This window comes from Klebsiella sp. PCX (assembly GCF_021869705.1).
In the GTDB taxonomy this organism is placed as follows: domain Bacteria; phylum Pseudomonadota; class Gammaproteobacteria; order Enterobacterales; family Enterobacteriaceae; genus Klebsiella; species Klebsiella quasipneumoniae.
On the sequence record NZ_CP091527.1, the window covers coordinates 3,871,571 to 3,889,529 of the forward strand.

19 protein-coding genes are annotated in these 17,959 nt (G+C 57.7%); 5 read left to right on the forward strand and 14 right to left on the reverse strand.

Annotated features, from left to right (window positions below):
• Positions 1-114 precede the first annotated feature (114 nt).
• A complete protein-coding gene (gene mltF, locus GQR96_RS18330) occupies positions 115-1,731 on the forward strand; it encodes a membrane-bound lytic murein transglycosylase MltF (RefSeq protein WP_065905435.1) in 1,617 nt (538 codons plus the stop codon).
• Here mltF and tadA read toward each other — a convergent pair.
• Positions 1,728-2,237 carry a tRNA adenosine(34) deaminase TadA gene (gene tadA, locus GQR96_RS18335; RefSeq protein WP_023318886.1) on the reverse strand — a complete coding sequence of 170 codons (510 nt, stop codon included), beginning with the start codon at positions 2,235-2,237 and terminating at the stop codon, positions 1,728-1,730. The genes mltF and tadA overlap by 4 nt on opposite strands.
• 62 nt (positions 2,238-2,299) lie before the next feature.
• Positions 2,300-2,935 carry a phosphatidylglycerophosphatase C gene (gene yfhb / locus GQR96_RS18340; protein WP_004201838.1) on the reverse strand — a complete coding sequence of 212 codons (636 nt, stop codon included), beginning with the start codon at positions 2,933-2,935 and terminating at the stop codon, positions 2,300-2,302.
• A 211-nt stretch (positions 2,936-3,146) separates the two neighbouring features.
• On the opposite strand from yfhb, the gene GQR96_RS18345 reads away from it, so the two are divergent.
• Together GQR96_RS18345 and GQR96_RS18350 are read left to right on the forward strand one after the other, a co-directional pair.
• Positions 3,147-3,995 carry a MurR/RpiR family transcriptional regulator gene (locus GQR96_RS18345; RefSeq protein ID WP_004201837.1) on the forward strand — a complete coding sequence of 283 codons (849 nt, stop codon included), beginning with the start codon at positions 3,147-3,149 and terminating at the stop codon, positions 3,993-3,995.
• A 56-nt stretch (positions 3,996-4,051) separates the two neighbouring features.
• Positions 4,052-4,312, forward strand: coding sequence for a YfhL family 4Fe-4S dicluster ferredoxin (locus GQR96_RS18350; protein WP_004144350.1), 261 nt, complete (start codon positions 4,052-4,054; stop codon positions 4,310-4,312).
• Between the two features lie 12 nt (positions 4,313-4,324).
• Here the strand turns inward: GQR96_RS18350 and acpS are convergent, their stop codons facing one another.
• From acpS to rpoE, 11 genes are all read right to left on the reverse strand, one after another.
• On the reverse strand, positions 4,325-4,705 hold the full coding sequence (gene acpS, locus GQR96_RS18355; RefSeq protein WP_004201835.1) for a holo-ACP synthase: 381 nt from the start codon (positions 4,703-4,705) through the stop codon (positions 4,325-4,327).
• Entirely contained in the window at positions 4,705-5,436 is a 732-nt protein-coding gene (pdxJ, locus tag GQR96_RS18360) for a pyridoxine 5'-phosphate synthase (protein WP_017900416.1), read from the reverse strand. Before pdxJ ends, acpS begins: the two co-directional genes overlap by 1 nt.
• An 11-nt stretch (positions 5,437-5,447) precedes the next feature.
• Positions 5,448-6,185, reverse strand: coding sequence for a DNA repair protein RecO (gene recO, locus GQR96_RS18365; RefSeq protein ID WP_043520108.1), 738 nt, complete (start codon positions 6,183-6,185; stop codon positions 5,448-5,450).
• Positions 6,186-6,196: 11 nt separating this feature from the next.
• A complete protein-coding gene (era, locus tag GQR96_RS18370) occupies positions 6,197-7,102 on the reverse strand; it encodes a GTPase Era (protein ID WP_017900415.1) in 906 nt (301 codons plus the stop codon).
• On the reverse strand, positions 7,099-7,779 hold the full coding sequence (gene rnc, locus GQR96_RS18375; protein WP_002914065.1) for a ribonuclease III: 681 nt from the start codon (positions 7,777-7,779) through the stop codon (positions 7,099-7,101). Before rnc ends, era begins: the two co-directional genes overlap by 4 nt.
• 249 nt (positions 7,780-8,028) lie before the next feature.
• Entirely contained in the window at positions 8,029-9,003 is a 975-nt protein-coding gene (gene lepB, locus GQR96_RS18380; RefSeq protein ID WP_004201827.1) for a signal peptidase I, read from the reverse strand.
• Positions 9,004-9,018: 15 nt separating this feature from the next.
• Positions 9,019-10,818 carry a translation elongation factor 4 gene (lepA, locus tag GQR96_RS18385; protein ID WP_004201823.1) on the reverse strand — a complete coding sequence of 600 codons (1,800 nt, stop codon included), beginning with the start codon at positions 10,816-10,818 and terminating at the stop codon, positions 9,019-9,021.
• Between the two features lie 185 nt (positions 10,819-11,003).
• Positions 11,004-11,483, reverse strand: a complete 480-nt coding sequence (rseC, locus tag GQR96_RS18390; RefSeq protein ID WP_004201822.1) for a SoxR-reducing system protein RseC — start codon at positions 11,481-11,483, stop codon at positions 11,004-11,006.
• Entirely contained in the window at positions 11,480-12,436 is a 957-nt protein-coding gene (gene rseB / locus GQR96_RS18395) for a sigma-E factor regulatory protein RseB (RefSeq protein ID WP_004201821.1), read from the reverse strand. Before rseB ends, rseC begins: the two co-directional genes overlap by 4 nt.
• Complete coding sequence (gene rseA / locus GQR96_RS18400) at positions 12,436-13,086, reverse strand: anti-sigma-E factor RseA (protein ID WP_004201820.1); 651 nt, start codon at positions 13,084-13,086, stop codon at positions 12,436-12,438. The genes rseB and rseA overlap by 1 nt, the downstream gene beginning before the upstream one ends.
• 32 nt (positions 13,087-13,118) lie before the next feature.
• Positions 13,119-13,694, reverse strand: coding sequence for an RNA polymerase sigma factor RpoE (gene rpoE, locus GQR96_RS18405; RefSeq protein ID WP_002914074.1), 576 nt, complete (start codon positions 13,692-13,694; stop codon positions 13,119-13,121).
• Between the two features lie 420 nt (positions 13,695-14,114).
• On the opposite strand from rpoE, the gene nadB reads away from it, so the two are divergent.
• A complete protein-coding gene (gene nadB / locus GQR96_RS18410; protein WP_004201819.1) occupies positions 14,115-15,734 on the forward strand; it encodes an L-aspartate oxidase in 1,620 nt (539 codons plus the stop codon).
• Here the strand turns inward: nadB and GQR96_RS18415 are convergent.
• The gene (locus tag GQR96_RS18415) at positions 15,719-16,456 is read right to left on the reverse strand and encodes a tRNA(1)(Val) (adenine(37)-N(6))-methyltransferase TrmN (RefSeq protein ID WP_017900411.1); all 738 of its coding nucleotides are present in this window, start codon (positions 16,454-16,456) and stop codon (positions 15,719-15,721) included. The genes nadB and GQR96_RS18415 overlap by 16 nt on opposite strands.
• 131 nt (positions 16,457-16,587) lie before the next feature.
• Between GQR96_RS18415 and srmB the strand changes: the two genes are divergently transcribed.
• Positions 16,588-17,919, forward strand: coding sequence for an ATP-dependent RNA helicase SrmB (gene srmB / locus GQR96_RS18420; RefSeq protein WP_004201817.1), 1,332 nt, complete (start codon positions 16,588-16,590; stop codon positions 17,917-17,919).
• Positions 17,920-17,959: the final 40 nt, after the last annotated feature.

The following is a 17,959-nucleotide window of genomic DNA, read 5'->3' on the forward strand; positions in this document are numbered from 1 at the left end:
GAATCCTGCGCCCCGACGAAACCGTTTGCGTAGAAATAAAATCATTGATGCTGTTTATCAATAAATGTGACGCCTATCGCGAATAAGTTGCCAACTGGCGCATTCTTAAGCAGAATGCCGCTCATTCGACGACAACCTTGCGTTTTTTCCGGACATCGCCCGCTGAGGAACCTGAAGCTGCAGAAGATTAACGCGCTGAAAAAATTAAAGATTAATTATCTGCTGATCGGCATTGTCACCCTTTTGCTGGCGGCTGCCCTGTGGCCGTCGATCCCCTGGTCCGGTAAACCCGAGAACCGGGTGGCGGGTATTATCGCTCGCGGCGAGCTGCGCATCAGCACCATCAACTCGCCGATGACCTTTGCCACCATGAACAATAAAACGTTCGGCCTGGACTACGAACTGGCGAAGCAGTTTGCCGACTACCTCGGCGTGACGCTTAAGATAACCGTCCGGCAGAACATCAGCCAGCTGTTTGACGACCTCGACGACGGTCAGGCCGATATGCTGGCTGCCGGGCTGGTCTATAACCAGGAGCGGGTGAAAAACTATCAGGCCGGCCCCACCTACTATTCTGTTTCGCAACAGCTGGTCTACCGCGTCGGCAATACCCGGCCGCGCAGCCTCGCGGCGCTGACCGCCGAGCAGCTCGCCATCGCTCCGGGCCACGTGGCGATCAACGACCTGCAGACCTTAAAAGCCGAGAAATACCCGGATCTTGCCTGGCGCGTGGACGAAAAACGCGGCACCACGGCGCTGATGCAGGCGGTGATTGACGGCAAACTCGATTACACCATCGCCGACTCGGTGGCCGTCAGCCTGTTTCAGCGCGTCCATCCGGAGCTGGCGGTAGCCCTCGATATCACCGACGAACAGCCGGTCACCTGGTTCAGCGCCCGGGACGATGATAATTCCCTGTCGGCGGCGATGCTTGATTTCTTCAACAACATCAATGAAGACGGCACCCTGGCGCGCCTGGAGGAGAAGTACCTCGGCCACGGCAACGATTTTGATTACGTCGATACCCGCACCTTCCTGCGCGCGGTGGAAAACATTCTTCCGGAGGTGCAGCCGCTGTTTGAAAAGTACGCCCGCGAGATCGACTGGCGCCTGCTGGCCGCCATCGCCTGGCAGGAATCCCACTGGGATCCACAGGCCACCTCTCCTACCGGCGTGCGCGGCATGATGATGCTCACGCGCAATACGGCGCAAAGTCTGGGGCTGACTGACCGGACCGATGCGGCGCAGAGTATCGACGGCGGCATGCGCTATCTACAGGATATGATGGATAAAGTGCCGGATTCGATCCCGAAAGATGAACGCATCTGGTTTGCGCTGGCCGCTTACAATATGGGCTATGCCCATATGCTGGACGCCATGGCGCTCACCCGCAAACAGAAAGGCAATCCTAACAGCTGGGCGGACGTTAAGCTGCGTTTACCGCTGCTGAGCCAGAAACCCTATTACAGCAAACTAAAATACGGCTATGCCCGCGGCCATGAGGCCTACGCCTATGTGGAAAACATCCGCAAATATCAGATAAGCCTTGTCGGCTATTTGTCAGAGAAGGAGCGCCAGCAGCAGCAAATGCTGGCCCTGGCGGAAGATTACCCGGCCGTGCTCCCCAATGAGCTCGAACAGCCGCAGGAGACCACCCTGCCCTTTTTCAAGTTTCGCGCCGAAAAACAGATGGATAATGCCCGGATGAAACTCCCAGGCCACCTGTATTAACTTTCCCCGTTCTGCTCCCGGGCTTTCTTCAGCGCTTTTTTCTCTTCCCGCCGCCAGCGGAAGAAGTCGCTCAGCATGGCAGAGCAGGACTCCGCCAGCACGCCTTCGCTAATCTCAACCCGATGGTTCATTCCCGGATGATGCAGAACATCCATCAGCGAGCCGGCGGCACCGGTCTTGGCATCCCTGGCGCCAAACACCAGGCGGGCGATACGGCTGTGCACCATCGCCCCCGCGCACATCACGCAGGGCTCGAGGGTCACGTACAGCGTGGCGTCGATCAGCCGGTAGTTTTGCAGCACCAGTCCGCCCTGGCGTAAGGCCATAATTTCCGCATGGGCGGTAGGGTCGTGACGGCCTATCGGCCGGTTCCAGCCCTCGCCAATGACCTGATTGTTATGCACCAGCACCGCGCCCACCGGTACCTCGCCCTCTTCCCAGGCGCGCTTCGCCAGCGTCAGGGCATGACGCATCCAGTATTCATCATTGAGTTCGAGGTCAGACACAGCGGCCACTCCAGCAGAAAAAGCGGGGCGCATTATACATGGGAGCTATCAATTACACACTATTACTCCAGCTGCTGCAGCTCTCCCTGCGGGGTGACCCGCCAGCGATGCTGGCAAAAGCCGAGCAACGGGTTATCCTGCTCACTGTCGCTATAGCCGCTATACAGCTGCAGCGGTGCGCCAATCTTTTTCTCCAGCTGCACCACCTTTTCATGGCCCAGGCAGCGCAGGGTCAATACCCAGCCGCCCCAGCGGCGCGCGGTGCGGCTGGCTATCAGATTCACCCGCGGCAGCCAGAGGGTATCGCGATAAACCTGTTCCACCAGCGACTGCGGCGAGCCGGTGATCAACCAGACGTCGGCATCGGTACTGGTCAGGTAGGCCGTCAGACGCGCATGAACCACGGGAAACGCTGTCACATGATGACGAAACCAGCCGACAAACTCCGCTTCCAGCCGCTTCAGTACCGCCTCGCGACGGCCAAAGGTTGACGCCCATAGCAGGAGGCTCATCGGCCAGCGCGCCGCCCGCCCGCACACCGCCAGCCCGGCAAGGATCACCGGCCCCATCGCCACCACCAGCAGCAGGTTCAGCGGCAGATGGCGCAGCAGGTAGCGCAGAAAACTGCCGAACATATCCTGTTGATGCAAGGTTCCGTCCAGATCGAAAAACACCACTCTCCGTTCACTGTGCTGCAAACTGCCCCCTTCTCTCAGGATTCGCTTCTCGTTAGGGTAAGCTTAACAGTCTTATGCCATGAAGAGGGAAAACATCCCTGCCGTTAAGGAAGAATTAAATTAGCAGGCGAAGGAAAAATTGTGGCTTATGAATTTTTAATTCGTGGTATACCCCTTATAATCGAATAAAAATTCTTTCAGTCACGAGCCGGACGGCTCCAGTGGAGCTCCAATGAACTGTTTAACGCGTATTCGTCAGCGCTATCCCACCCTGGCGGCGAGCGACAAAAAGTTGGCCGATTTTATTCTGAGCCAACCCGATGACACCCGGCACCTCAGCTCGCAGCAGCTGGCGGCGGAAGCCGGGGTGAGTCAGTCCAGCGTGGTTAAATTTGCCCAAAAACTGGGGTTCAAAGGCTTTCCGGCGCTGAAGCTGGCGCTGAGTGAAGCGCTGGCCAGCAGCCCGGATCCGCACTCCGTCCCGGTACATAACCACATTCGCGGTGACGACCCGCTACGTCTGGTGGGCGAGAAACTCATCAAAGACAATGTCGCCGCCATGCATGCCTCGCTGGACGTCAACACTGAAGAGACGCTGCGGGAAGCCGTCACGCTGCTGCGCAACGCCCGGCGGGTGATCGTCACCGGGATTGGCGCGTCCGGCCTGGTGGCGCGTAACTTTAGCTGGAAGCTGATGAAGATCGGCGTCAACGCTGTCTCTGAGCAGGATATGCACGCTCTGCTGGCGACGGTGCAGGCCATGTCCAGCGACGATCTGCTGCTGGCGATCTCTTACTCCGGCGAGCGTCGGGAGATCAATATGGCGGCCGGTGAAGCGCTGCGCGTCGGCTGTAAGATCCTGGCGATCACCGGCTTTAGCCCTAACGCCCTGCAGCAGCAGGCGACCCACTGCCTGTATACTATCGCCGAAGAGCAGGCGACGCGCAGCGCGGCCATCTCCTCCACCAGCGCGCAAATGATGCTCACCGACCTGCTGTTTATGGGGCTGGTGCAGCAGGATCTGGAGCGGGCGCCGGAGCGCATTCGCCATAGCGAAGCGCTGGTGAAAAAGCTGGTCTGAGCAGAAAATGGGCGTATAATGCCCGCCCTGTTTGTGTTGTTTCTGAGATTTTCCTGATGGCGCTGTTAATTACCAAAAAATGCATCAACTGCGATATGTGCGAGCCGGAGTGCCCCAATGAGGCCATTTCGATGGGTGACAGCATTTATGAAATTAACAGCGACCGCTGCACCGAATGCGTGGGCCATTACGATACGCCCACCTGCCAGAAGGTGTGCCCGATCCCGAATACTATTCTGAAAGATCCGGCACACGTCGAGAGTGAAGAACAGCTGTGGGATAAATTCGTCCTGATGCACCACGCGGATAAAATTTAACCGCCGTCGCGCTTAGCTTTCGACAATCACCGTGGCGCAGGCGTAATGGCGCTCATCGGCGAGCGTGACATGAATATGGCTCACCCCCAACCGTTCCGCCAGCCGTTGCGCCTCACCCCATAGCCGCAGCTTCGGCTTGCCCAGCTCATCGTTGTAAACTTCGAACTGATTAAAGGCCAGCCCGTTGCGGATCCCGGTCCCCAGCGCTTTCGCCGCCGCTTCCTTGACCGCAAAGCGTTTCGCCAGGAAACGCACCGGCTGCTGATGCTGCTCCCAGATACTCCATTCATGGTCGCTCAGCACCCGGCGGGCAAGGCGATCGCCGCTGCGGGCGATCACCGCTTCGATGCGGGCGATCTCGACGATGTCGGTACCCAGCCCGAGAATGGCCATTAGCCGCGCGCTTCCAGCATCAGACGCTTCATTTCCGCGACCGCCTCTTTCAGGCCGCTCATCACCGCGCGGCCAATAATCGCGTGGCCGATATTCAGCTCATGCATTTCCGGCAGCGCGGCAATCGCTTTCACGTTGTGATAGGTCAGACCGTGACCCGCATTAACCTTCAGGCCGAGGCTGGCGGCGTAGGCGGCCGCTTTGGCAATGCGTTCCAGCTCCTTCGCCTGCTCGGCGTCGGTTTTAGCATCGGCATAGCAGCCGGTATGGATTTCGATATAAGGCGCGCCAACGTCCGCTGCCGCTTTAATTTGTGCTTCATCCGCATCGATAAACAGGGAGACCAGGATGCCGGCATCCGCCAGGCGTTGACAGGCATCACGCATCTTGTCGCGCTGGCCGGCGACGTCCAGCCCGCCTTCGGTGGTCACTTCCTGGCGCTTCTCCGGCACCAGGCAGCAGAAATGCGGTTTGGTTTCGCAGGCGATCGTCAGCATCTCTTCGGTGACCGCCATTTCAAGATTCATGCGGGTGTGCAGCGTCTGGCGCAGGATACGCACATCGCGATCGGTGATATGGCGGCGGTCTTCGCGCAGATGCACGGTAATGCCGTCGGCGCCGGCCTGTTCGGCAATGAAAGCCGCCTGAACCGGATCCGGGTAGGCGGTGCCGCGGGCGTTACGCAAGGTCGCGATATGGTCAATATTGACCCCTAACAGTAATTCAGCCATGACAATCCTCGTTAATCATTCTTCGTATTATCCGCTCGCGCCTTTCGCGCGGGCATAAACTGGCGAAACAATTCCCGGCTCTTGAGCGGTTTGCCGCCGAGATAGGGCTTCAGGGCGATACGGGTAAAGCGCTTCGCGGCGCGCAGCGTATCAACATCAGGAAACTCGCGACTCGCCAACGCTTTCAAATGGTGCCCGGTAAACGTGTTGTTATCAATCACCAGGCTGGCAATAAAGCCTTTTTCTTCGCGATAGCGGTAGGTCATGGTGTCGTCCACCGGCTCGCCGCTCCCGGCGCAGTGGAGAAAATCCACGCCATAGCCCAGGTGCCCGAGCAGCGCCAGCTCAAAGCGCCGCAGCGCCGGCTCCGGCGAGCCGCTGGCCCCGGCGAGCGCCTGAATGCAGTGCAAATAGTCAAAAAAGAGTTCGGAGAAGCGCGTTTCGTGCTCCAGCACACGGGAGATAAGCTCGTTAACGTAAAGAGCGCTGTAGAGGGTGATGCCGCTGAGCGGCAGCGCCAGCGAGACAGCTTCCGCGCTGCGCAGGGTTTTGACTTCGCCGCGGCCACCGAAGCGAACCAGCAAGGGGGTAAAGGGCTGTAAAGCGCCTTTAAGATTCGAGCGTTTGGAGCGTGCGCCCTTGGCAACCAGGCGCACGCGACCGGATTCTTCCGTGAAGACGTCCAGCATCAGGCTGGTTTCGCTCCACGGTCGGCTATGCAGGACAAAGGCGCGCTGCCATCCATCCACGTTGCGTTAACTCAGAGGTCGTCAACATAACCGAGACTGCGCAGGGCGCGCTCGTCATCGGCCCAGCCGGATTTCACTTTGACCCACAGCTCGAGGTGCACCGGCGCTTCAAACATCTCCTGCATGTCCTTACGCGCTTCGATACCGATGGTTTTGATTTTGGCGCCTTTGTTGCCAATCACCATCTTCTTCTGCCCTTCACGCTCGACGAGGATCAGGCCGTTGATGTCGTAACCGCCGCGCTCGTTGGTCACAAAACGTTCGATTTCCACGGTGACGGAGTACGGCAGCTCAGCGCCAAGGAAACGCATCAGTTTTTCACGGATGATTTCGGAGGCCATAAAGCGCTGGGAACGATCGGTAATATAATCTTCCGGGAAGTGATGGATCGCTTCCGGCAGATGCTTACGCACGATCGCCGCGATGGTGTCGACGTTGGTCCCCGTTTCCGCCGACATCGGCACGATATCAAGGAAGTTCATCTGGCTGGCGAGGAACTGCAGGTGCGGTAACAGATCCGCTTTTTCCTGCACGTTATCTACCTTGTTGACCGCGAGGATCACCGGCGCTTTCGCGTCGCGCAGCTTGTTGAGCACCATCTCGTCGTCCTGCGTCCAGCGGGTGCCTTCCACCACGAAGATGACCAGTTCAACATCGCCAATCGAGCTGCTGGCCGCTTTGTTCATCAGGCGGTTAATGGCGCGCTTCTCTTCCATATGCAGGCCCGGAGTATCGACGTAAATCGCCTGATACGGCCCTTCGGTATGGATGCCGACGATGCGGTGACGGGTGGTCTGCGCTTTACGGGAGGTGATCGAGATCTTCTGCCCAAGCAGCTTATTCAACAGCGTGGATTTGCCAACGTTTGGACGACCCACGATGGCGACAAACCCACAATAACTTTTTTCTTCGCTCATTCCAGCTCCAGCTTTTTCAGCGCCTGTTCGGCGGCAGCCTGCTCCGCCTTACGACGGCTGGAACCTGTGCCAACCACCGGTTCACTCAGGCCACTGACCTGGCAGTGGATAGTAAATTCCTGATCGTGCGCTTCGCCGCGCACCTGGACCACCAGGTAGGACGGCAGCGGCAGATGACGACCCTGCAGATACTCCTGCAGACGCGTCTTCGGATCCTTTTGCTTATCGCCCGGGCTGATTTCGTCCAGACGAGTCTGGTACCAGGAGAGAATTAAGCGTTCAACGTTCTGAATATCGCTGTCGAGGAAAACCCCGCCAATTAACGCTTCAACGGTGTCCGCGAGAATCGATTCGCGACGGAAACCGCCGCTTTTCAGTTCGCCCGGCCCGAGGCGCAAGCATTCGCCCAGCTCAAACTCGCGGGCGATTTCCGCCAGCGTGTTGCCGCGCACCAGCGTCGCGCGCATACGGCTCATGTCGCCTTCATCCACGCGAGGAAAGCGATGATACAGCGCGTTAGCGATCACGAAACTTAAAATGGAGTCGCCTAAAAATTCCAGGCGCTCATTATGTTTGCTGCTGGCACTGCGGTGAGTTAATGCCTGTTGCAACAGCTCCTGATGATGAAAAGTGTAGCCCAGCTTTCGTTGAAGCCGATTAATTACGATGGGGTTCATGCGTTACCAATAAATGAATGCGTCAAAGATGCAGCACACGAAACCGACCTGAGCATACGCTTCAAACAGGAAGTTGAAACAGACCAATACGCTTTCGTGTGCAGTGTCACCCGGCAGAGCGACAACCAAAAACTTCGGGGGGATATTCTATACGCAACGACACGGGATGTCGTTAGTTTGAATGGATTTAAATACTAAATAATTCACGCCGCTGCGATAACAGCAGCGGCGTGAATTCAGCAGATGAAATTAATGAATTCCACCAATGCGCGATAACCGCACACCGGTCGGCCATTCACCTTCCTGCTTTTCAAAACTCATCCAGATAGCGGTGGCTTTTCCGACCAGGTTTGCTTCCGGCACAAAGCCCCAGTAACGGCTGTCGGCGCTGTTATCCCGGTTGTCGCCCATCATGAAGTACTGACCCGGCGGCACAATCCAGGTGGCCAGCGGCAGACCGCTCTGATGGTAATACATGCCAGCCTGATCCTGAGCAATCGGCACCATCAGAATACGATGCGTGACGTCGCCCAACGTCTCCTGACGCTCGGTGAGGCGAATGCCGTCGGCTTTGGTTTCGCCCTTCGGCAGCTGCCAGAAACCGCTGCTCGCCTCGCCGCCGTTGCTGCGGGAGAAGGTCTGAACGAAATCGCTCGGCTCCACGTTGGAGTAAGTCACCGGCAGCGCGTTGCCGCAGGCCTGTCCGGAACTACAGCCCGGCTGAATAGTGACCTGCTTGGCAATCGGATCGTAGGTGACCTTATCCCCCGGTAGCCCCACCGCGCGCTTGATGTAGTCCAGGCGCGGGTCTTCCGGATATTTAAACACCACGATGTCGCCGCGCTTCGGATGACCCGTCTCGATCAGCGTTTTCTGGTAGATAGGATCTTTAATGCCGTAGGCAAATTTCTCCACCAGGATGAAATCGCCAATCAGCAGAGTCGGCATCATCGAACCGGACGGGATCTGGAACGGCTCATAAATGAATGAACGTACCACCAGAACGATCGCCAGCACCGGGAAAACTGATGCGCCGGTTTCCAGCCAGCCCGGTTTCGGGCCGACTTTCTTCAACGTCTTTTTGTCCAGCTGCTCGCCGGTCGCTGCCTGAGCAGCGGCCTGACGCTCACGACGTTTCGGTGCAAAAATGAACTTGTCCAGGCACCATAAAACGCCCGTCACCAGGGTTGCAATCACCAGGATCAGGGCAAACATGTTCGCCATGCCAACTCCTTAGGGTTATTTGCCGTCTTTACCAACGTGCAGAATGGCGAGGAACGCTTCCTGCGGCAGTTCAACGTTACCGACCTGCTTCATACGCTTCTTACCTTCTTTCTGCTTCTGCAGCAGCTTTTTCTTACGGCTGACGTCACCGCCGTAGCATTTCGCCAGCACGTTTTTACGCAGCTGTTTCACGGTAGAGCGCGCGATGATGTGGTTGCCGATGGCCGCCTGAATCGCGATGTCGAACTGCTGACGCGGAATAAGATCTTTCATCTTTTCCACCAGCTCGCGGCCGCGATACGGCGCGTTATCGTTGTGGGTGATCAGCGCCAGCGCATCGACGCGCTCGCCGTTGATCAGCACATCGACGCGTACCATGTTCGACGCCTGGAAGCGTTTGAAGTTGTAGTCCAGCGACGCATAGCCGCGGGAGGTAGACTTCAAACGGTCGAAGAAGTCGAGCACCACTTCCGCCATCGGGATTTCGTAGGTCAGCGCCACCTGTTTACCGTGGTAAACCATGTTGGTCTGCACACCACGTTTCTCCACACACAGAGTGATCACGTTGCCGAGGAACTCCTGCGGCAGCAGCATGTGACACTCGGCGATCGGCTCGCGCAGCTCCTGAATATTATTCAGCGGCGGCAGCTTGGACGGGCTGTCGACGTAGATAACTTCTTTGGAGGTGGTCTCCACTTCGTACACTACCGTCGGCGCGGTAGTGATCAGGTCGAGATCGTATTCACGCTCCAGACGCTCCTGAATGATCTCCATGTGCAGCAGGCCGAGGAAGCCGCAGCGGAAGCCGAAGCCCAGCGCGGTAGAACTTTCCGGCTCGTAGAACAGAGAGGCGTCGTTGAGGCTCAGTTTGCCCAGCGCGTCGCGGAAAGCTTCATAATCATCGGAGCTCACCGGGAACAGGCCGGCATACACCTGCGGTTTCACCTTCTTAAAGCCAGGCAGCGCTTTGTCTGCCGGGTTGCGGGCGGCGGTCAGGGTATCGCCCACCGGCGCGCCGAGGATGTCTTTGATCGCGCAGACCAGCCAGCCAACCTCGCCGCATTTCAGCTCGGTACGGTCAACCTGTTTCGGGGTAAAGATGCCCAGACGGTCGGCGTTATAGACCTGGCCGGTGCTCATGACCTTGATCTTATCGCCCTTGCGCATGGTGCCGTTTTTAATCCGCACCAGCGACACCACGCCGAGGTAGTTATCGAACCAGGAGTCGATAATCAGCGCCTGCAGCGGCGCGTCCGGATCGCCTTCCGGCGGCGGAATATCGCGCACCAGACGCTCAAGCACGTCGGTCACGCCGACGCCGGTTTTCGCCGAGCAGCGCACCGCATCATGGGCATCGATCCCGACGATATCTTCAATCTCGTCCGCTACGCGCTCAGGGTCGGCCGCAGGCAGGTCGATCTTGTTGAGTACCGGAACGACCTCCAGGTCCATCTCCATGGCGGTGTAGCAGTTGGCCAGGGTCTGGGCTTCTACGCCCTGCCCGGCGTCAACCACCAGCAGCGCGCCTTCGCACGCGGCGAGGGAACGGGAGACTTCATAGGAGAAGTCCACGTGGCCCGGGGTGTCGATAAAGTTCAGCTGATAGGTCTCACCGTCGTTGGCCTTATAGTCCAGGGTGACGCTCTGCGCCTTGATAGTGATCCCGCGTTCGCGCTCAAGATCCATGGAGTCCAGAACCTGGGCTTCCATTTCACGATCAGAAAGGCCACCGCAAATCTGGATGATACGGTCAGACAGCGTCGACTTACCGTGGTCGATGTGAGCGATGATCGAAAAGTTACGTATATTCTTCATATTTAGAGTTAATTATGCCTTACGAGTATCATGAGGCCGCTGTACTGTGCCTGACGTTTTTTAATCCGAAAACGCCGCATTCTACACTACATCCTTGAAACCAGGAAATGCTGTTAGATCCAGCATAACCGCAGAAATTGTGGCGTTGTAACAGGAAGGGTAAATAAAGATAAGGGCCAGTGAAATCACTGACCCATGTCGGAGGAAGGCGTTTCGATACGCACCAGATCCGGCGGCAACGCGACGCTCAGGATCACCGGCTGCCACGACTGGCGCGCTGCCAGCTGCGGCGACAGACCGCGCGCCACCAGGAACCCGCCGACGCCGCCCAGCAGCGCGCCGCAAAGTGACGCGATATCGCTGGCAAACAGCACCTGGAAAATCGACGCCATCACAAACAGCCCCACCAGCGGCGCCATGTAGACCAACAGCGCCGAACCCAGCAGACTGCTCTCGGCGATCCCCAGCTCCACTTTTTGCCCCGCCGTCAACGGCTGCTCGCAGGGCACGCTGATAGTATGGCTGGTCTGCGGCCCCAGCTTGTTTAATACCCGGCTGCCGCAGCCGGCGCGGGAGGCGCAACTGCTGCAGGAGGCTTTAACGTCGCAGTGCACCTGCGCCACGCCGTTATGCCAGGAAACCACGGTGGCCCACTCTTTGATCATTGTACTGCCTTGAATTTAATGCTGTCTGAGATACGCTTCGCCGTCTGCGGCGGCAGTTCGCCCACCACGGTGATCTCCGCGTTATCGCGTACCGTCGTGCTGACGGTGCGTCGGCCGGTGCGCAACAGCTGGTCGCTGCTGGCCGCGGTGGCGCGGTTGATATTGATCGAGAAGCTGAACAAACCGTCGGAATAGAGACGTGATTCTACCGGACCATCAAAGGTGGGTAGACGACGCTGGCTGCTGGAAACCTCAGTCATGCCCTGAGGGAGCCACGTCGGCGCCCAGTTGAAGTTGGCTTTGTCGCCCCCTTCAGGCACCGACAGCTGCGGCGGCAAATTCGCTTTTGCCAGCGTCTCCATGCTGGCGCTGACGTTATCGCCAACGTTGAAAGAGACAACCCGGAACTGCTCCAGCGTTTCACCGTCGCGGTCGAGTAAATCGACGCGCAGCGGCAGCTTAGTCTCAGCGTCCAGCCAGGCGATAAAGCTATAGCGCGTGCCGTCGCGAGCCACGACGCGGATCACGTCGCAGAGGCGGTCGGCGATACGGGTACGGCCTACGGAGATAAAATCATAGGCTGCGCTGAGACGTTTGAAATCGCTGTAAACCAACGACGGCAGCGAATCGACGATATAGTCGCCGTTCAGGGTGAACGGATCGAGGCCGGGTTCAAAATAGCTGATTTCCGTACCGCGCAGGACCACTTCCCGGCGCGGACCGTCCAGCTGCAGAAGCTGCGCCAGCGGTTGATTGTTCAGTCGCGCGTGACGATAGCGCAGCGACTCAACGCCTTGTTTGCTGATGCTGACGAACGAGAGCTCATAGTTGAGGGACTGGCTGGCCAGGTTCATCTGCTGCAACAACGCCCCGGACGATGTATCAGCCGAGGCGTTGACAGAGAACAACAGACTGCCTGCCATGAGCGACATGGCACACCAAAGTTGCTTCATTACTGCGATTGCGTTCCTAAAGTTTGATAACCCGGCACCTGGACTGCGGCCTGCTGAGTCTGGGCCTGGCCAAACTGAAGCTGCTCAGCGTGCAGGCGGCGCTGCAGTTCGTAGTCCTGCAGCATGGCGTTAATCCGCCGGCGCTGTTCCTGGACCTGAGCCTGCTGGCCGCTACCTGCTGATGCGTCAGCCGGTACGCCAAGACTTACCGGGCTCGCTTTGCCCATCATTGGCAGCGTATTGAACACCGGCGCCTCTGGCTGCTGAGCGGCATCAGACTGCCCATTATAGTGCTGGACGCCGACGATAACCGCAAGCGATACGCAGGCGGCAACGCCCATCTGGGTCAGTGAGCTGGCCCACGGACGCACTTTGTTCCAGAACGGCATCTGCCGCCACTGGTGTGGTGCGGGCTGAGATTCAGGAATAAGCGGCGCCGTCTGACGAACGGGCTCATTTTCAATGGCGGCCATCACCCGGGCGGAGATATCAAATTGCAGCACCTCTGCGGTATCGCCACGCAGCGTATCGCGGATAAGGTGGTAACTCTCCCAGGTTTTTTGCATCTCAGAAGAACGACTCAGCTCGTTGAGCAGTTCGTTATCCAGCGTTTCACCATCCATTAAAGCCGAAAGTTTTTCTTTCTGCATGCCTGATACCCTTTTCCAGTATTCCGCTATCGTCAACGCCTGATAAGCGGTTGAACTTTATTATCAATAGCTTCTCGCGCCCGGAAGATACGCGAACGCACCGTCCCAACCGGACAATCCATGATAGCGGCTATCTCTTCATAGCTCAGGCCATCCAGCTCCCGTAACGTAATTGCCATGCGTAAATCTTCCGGGAGCGATTCAATGGTACGAAAAACTATTTGTCTCAGTTCTTCTGACAACATTAAGTTCTCAGGGTTCGAAATTTCTTTCAACGCTCCGCCGCTTTCGAAGTTTTCCGCCTCGTTGGCGTCAACATCGCTGGACGGCGGACGGCGTCCCTGAGCAACCAGATAATTCTTCGCCGTATTGACGGCGATACGGTATAACCAGGTGTAAAAAGCGCTATCTCCCCGGAAAGAGTCCAGCGCACGCCATGCCTTAACGAACGATTCCTGAACGACGTCAGCGATATCGCCCGGCGGTACATAGCGGGAAACCAGGCTCGCGACCTTATGCTGATAGCGCACTACCAGCAAATTAAACGCTTTCTGATCTCCTTTCTGGACCCGTTCAACAAGGACCTGATCCGTTAACTGCTCGCTCATCCGAGGTAATGTCTCCCCAAACCCAATTCCCATGCGTCTTCAAAACACCACCCAAAATCTGCATTATGAGCAAGCTGACTGTTGGAGTGTATGAAAACAATAAAGTTCCGTTACGCTTTTTGTTTTTTGTCTGGCAACGGCGGCAGATCGTTATCAATCATTATATGCCCTGGTTGCTAAACGATAGGTTAGTCAATAAGAAAAAGCGCAGGCCCGTCTGAAGGGTATCGTAACACGGCGTTTATTTCACTATAAAATCCAATGCTATCAACCTGCCACGCGTCTCATTTTCGCCGTGCTCCAGACCGTTTCCGCTCGCCTGCTGTTTAGCCGTCACAACGCCCGCCAAAAAAAATGTACGATTCCTCACGAGCTGGTGCTATTGTGAGCTAAATGTGTTTAGTAAATTAAACAAAGACGATGAATACCACTCCTGACTTCTCTTGTGATGTGTTGATTATCGGCAGCGGCGCTGCCGGCCTCTCCCTTGCGCTGCGCCTGGCAGAGCACAGTTCGGTGACCGTGCTGAGTAAAGGGCCGATCAGCGAAGGTTCTACGTTCTATGCCCAGGGCGGGATTGCCGCCGTTTTCGACGAGACGGACAGTATTGAATCCCATGTCGAAGATACCCTGATTGCCGGCGCAGGGTTATGCGATCGCCATGCGGTCACCTTCGTCGCCAGCAATGCCAGATCATGCGTCCAGTGGCTTATCGATCAGGGCGTATTGTTTGACACTCAGGTCCAGGCCAATGGCGAAGAGAGCTATCATCTCACGCGCGAAGGGGGCCACAGCCATCGGCGCATTCTCCACGCCGCCGACGCTACCGGCAAAGCGGTGGAGACGACGTTGGTCGATAAAGCCCTCGCCCACCCCAATATCCGCATCCTTGAGCGCAGCAATGCCGTCGACTTGATCGTATCGGATAAGATTGGCTTGCCAGGCACGCGCCGGGTGGTCGGGGCGTGGATCTGGAACCGCAATAAAGAGCGCGTGGAAACCTGCAGCGCGAAGGCGGTGGTGCTCGCCACCGGCGGAGCCGCCAAGGTTTATCAATACACCACTAACCCCGACGTCTCTTCCGGAGACGGTATCGCGATGGCCTGGCGGGCGGGCTGCCGGGTGGCGAATCTGGAATTTAATCAGTTTCACCCCACCGCGCTGTATCATCCGCAGGCGCGCAACTTCCTGCTTACCGAAGCGCTGCGCGGCGAAGGCGCCCACCTTAAACGCCCGGACGGCACCCGCTTTATGCCGGACTTTGACGAGCGCGGCGAGCTGGCCCCACGCGATATCGTCGCCCGCGCCATCGATCATGAGATGAAGCGCCTTGGCGTGGACTGTATGTTCCTTGATATCAGCCATAAACCCGAGGCGTTTGTTCGCCAGCACTTCCCGATGATTTACGAGAAGCTGCTCGGCCTGGGAATTGATTTAACCAAAGATCCGGTACCGGTCGTCCCTGCCGCACATTACACCTGCGGCGGCGTGATGGTGGATGATAATGGCCGCACCGACGTCGATGGGTTATACGCTATCGGCGAAGTCAGCTATACCGGGCTGCACGGCGCGAACCGTATGGCCTCGAACTCGCTGCTGGAGTGCCTGGTTTACGGCTGGTCCGCCGCGGAAGATATTGCCCGACGCCTGCCGCTGGCCCAGAAGGTTAGCACCCTGCCGGCGTGGGATGAAAGTCAGGTGGAGATCCCGGATGAACTGGTGGTTATCCAGCATAACTGGCACGAGCTGCGGCTGCTGATGTGGGATTACGTGGGGATTGTGCGCACCACCCGCAGGCTGGAGCGCGCCCTGCGGCGCATTACCATGCTGCAGCAGGAGCTGGATGAGTATTACGCCCGCTTCCGCGTCTCGAATAATCTGCTGGAGCTGCGCAATCTGGTGCAGGTGGCGGAGCTTATCGTACGCTGCGCGATGTTGCGCAAAGAGAGCCGCGGTCTGCATTACACCCTCGATTATCCGCAGTCGCTGCCGAACAGCGGCCCGTCGATACTGTCGCCCCTGGCTCACATAAAGAGATAAAAATCCTCGGTCAGAGCGGTAAAGCCTTCAGAATACTGCTGCTCTGGCCCGCGAATCGCCAGCCTGTCGCTGAAACACTCCCCCGCCGTCGGGGAGAAAGCCAGCAGCACCCGGTGCGGCGGCCGCAGCTCGGTCTCCGCCACGTCAGTGCGCAGTCGCAGGTGCCAGCCCATCGCGGTTGCCCGTTCGATAAACGCATTACCGATATCTACCGGCAGCACCACGCAAAAAAAGCCTTCTTCGGTGATATGTTCAGCGGCGCAGGTCAGCAGAGAAGCGTGATCGAGCGTAGTGGTATACCGCGCCTGCTCCCGCTGCGAGGTGGCGCAAGGCACCCCTTCCGCAAAAAAGGGCGGGTTACTGATTATCAGTTGATAGCGTCGGGTCTGCGGCGGCTGCCACTGATGAATATCGGCCTGACAGACCTCAACCCGCGCAGCCCATGGCGACGCGAGAGCATTTTCCTGCGCCTGGGCGGCGGCCTCTGCGTCCAGTTCAACCGCATCGACACATACATCATCGCCGGTACGCTGGGCGAGCATTAGCGCCAGCAGGCCGCTGCCGGCGCCAATATCCAGCACATGCTTCACCCCGGCAATCGGCGCCCAGGCGCCGAGCAAAATGCCGTCGGTACCCACCTTCATCGCGCAACGATCGTGGGCGATAAAAAACTGTTTGAAGGTAAAACCATTGCGCGGCAGCGCAAACTTCGACTGAGACATCCTCAATAACCTTGCCGACAAAAACTCCTGAACGTAAGGCTATGCACAATACCGGAGAACAGATAGCCTTACAAACAGATGAACATTACGTCAGTAACGTCTATAATCGGCGGCCCACTCAGAGGTAGAACATGACTGTAACGACTTTTTCCGAACTTGAACTCGACGAAAACCTGCTGGAGGCCCTCCAGGATAAAGGTTTCACTCGCCCGACAGCCATTCAGGCCGCCGCTATTCCGCCTGCGCTCGATGGCCGTGACATCCTCGGTTCAGCGCCGACCGGCACTGGTAAAACGGCGGCGTATCTGCTGCCAGCGTTGCAGCACCTGCTCGATTTCCCGCGTAAGAAATCCGGCCCGCCGCGTATTCTTATCCTGACGCCGACCCGCGAGCTGGCGATGCAGGTGGCTGACCACGCCCGCGAGCTGGCAAAGCATACCCATCTGGATATCGCCACCATTACCGGCGGCGTAGCCTACATGAACCACGCGGAAGTGTTCAGCGAAAACCAGGACATCGTGGTCGCCACCACTGGTCGCCTGCTGCAGTATATAAAAGAAGAGAACTTCGACTGCCGCGCCGTCGAGACCCTAATCCTCGATGAAGCCGACCGCATGCTGGACATGGGCTTTGCGCAGGATATCGAAACCATCGCCGGTGAAACCCGCTGGCGCAAGCAGACCATGCTGTTCTCCGCGACGCTCGAAGGCGATGCGATCAAAGACTTCGCCGAACGTCTTCTGGAGGAGCCGGTTGAAGTTTCCGCTAACCCGTCGACTCGCGAGCGCAAGAAAATCCATCAATGGTACTACCGCGCTGACGATATCGAACATAAAACCAAACTGCTGGTGAATCTGCTGCAACAGCCGGAAGCTACCCGCGCTATCGTCTTTGTGCGCAAGCGCGAGCGCGTGCATGAGCTGGCCAACTGGCTGCGTGAAGCCGGGATTAACACCTGCTGGCTGGAAGGCGAGATGGTGCAGGCCAAGCGTAACGAAGCCATCAAGCGTCTGACCGATGGCCGCGTAAACGTGCTGATCGCTACCGACGTCGCCGCCCGCGGTATCGATATTCCGGACGTCAGCCACGTCTTTAACTTCGATATGCCGCGCACCGCCGACATCTATCTGCACCGTATCGGTCGTACCGGGCGTGCAGGTAAGAAAGGCACCGCGATTTCGCTGGTTGAAGCGCACGACCACCTGTTGCTGGGCAAGATCGGCCGCTACGTTGAAGAACCGCTGAAAGCTCGGGTGATTGATGAATTGCGACCAAAAACCCGCGCGCCAAGCGAGAAGCTGACCGGTAAACCATCGAAGAAAGTGCTGGCGAAACGCGCCGAGAAAAAAGAGAAAGAAAAAGAAAAGCCGCGGGTGAAAAAGCGCCACCGCGATACGAAAAATATCGGTAAGCGCCGGAAACCAAGCGCAGCCGGGACGCCATCAGCGCCCAACGAAGAGTAAAAAAAAACGCCGGGTTATCCCGGCGTTTTCACATCTGGCG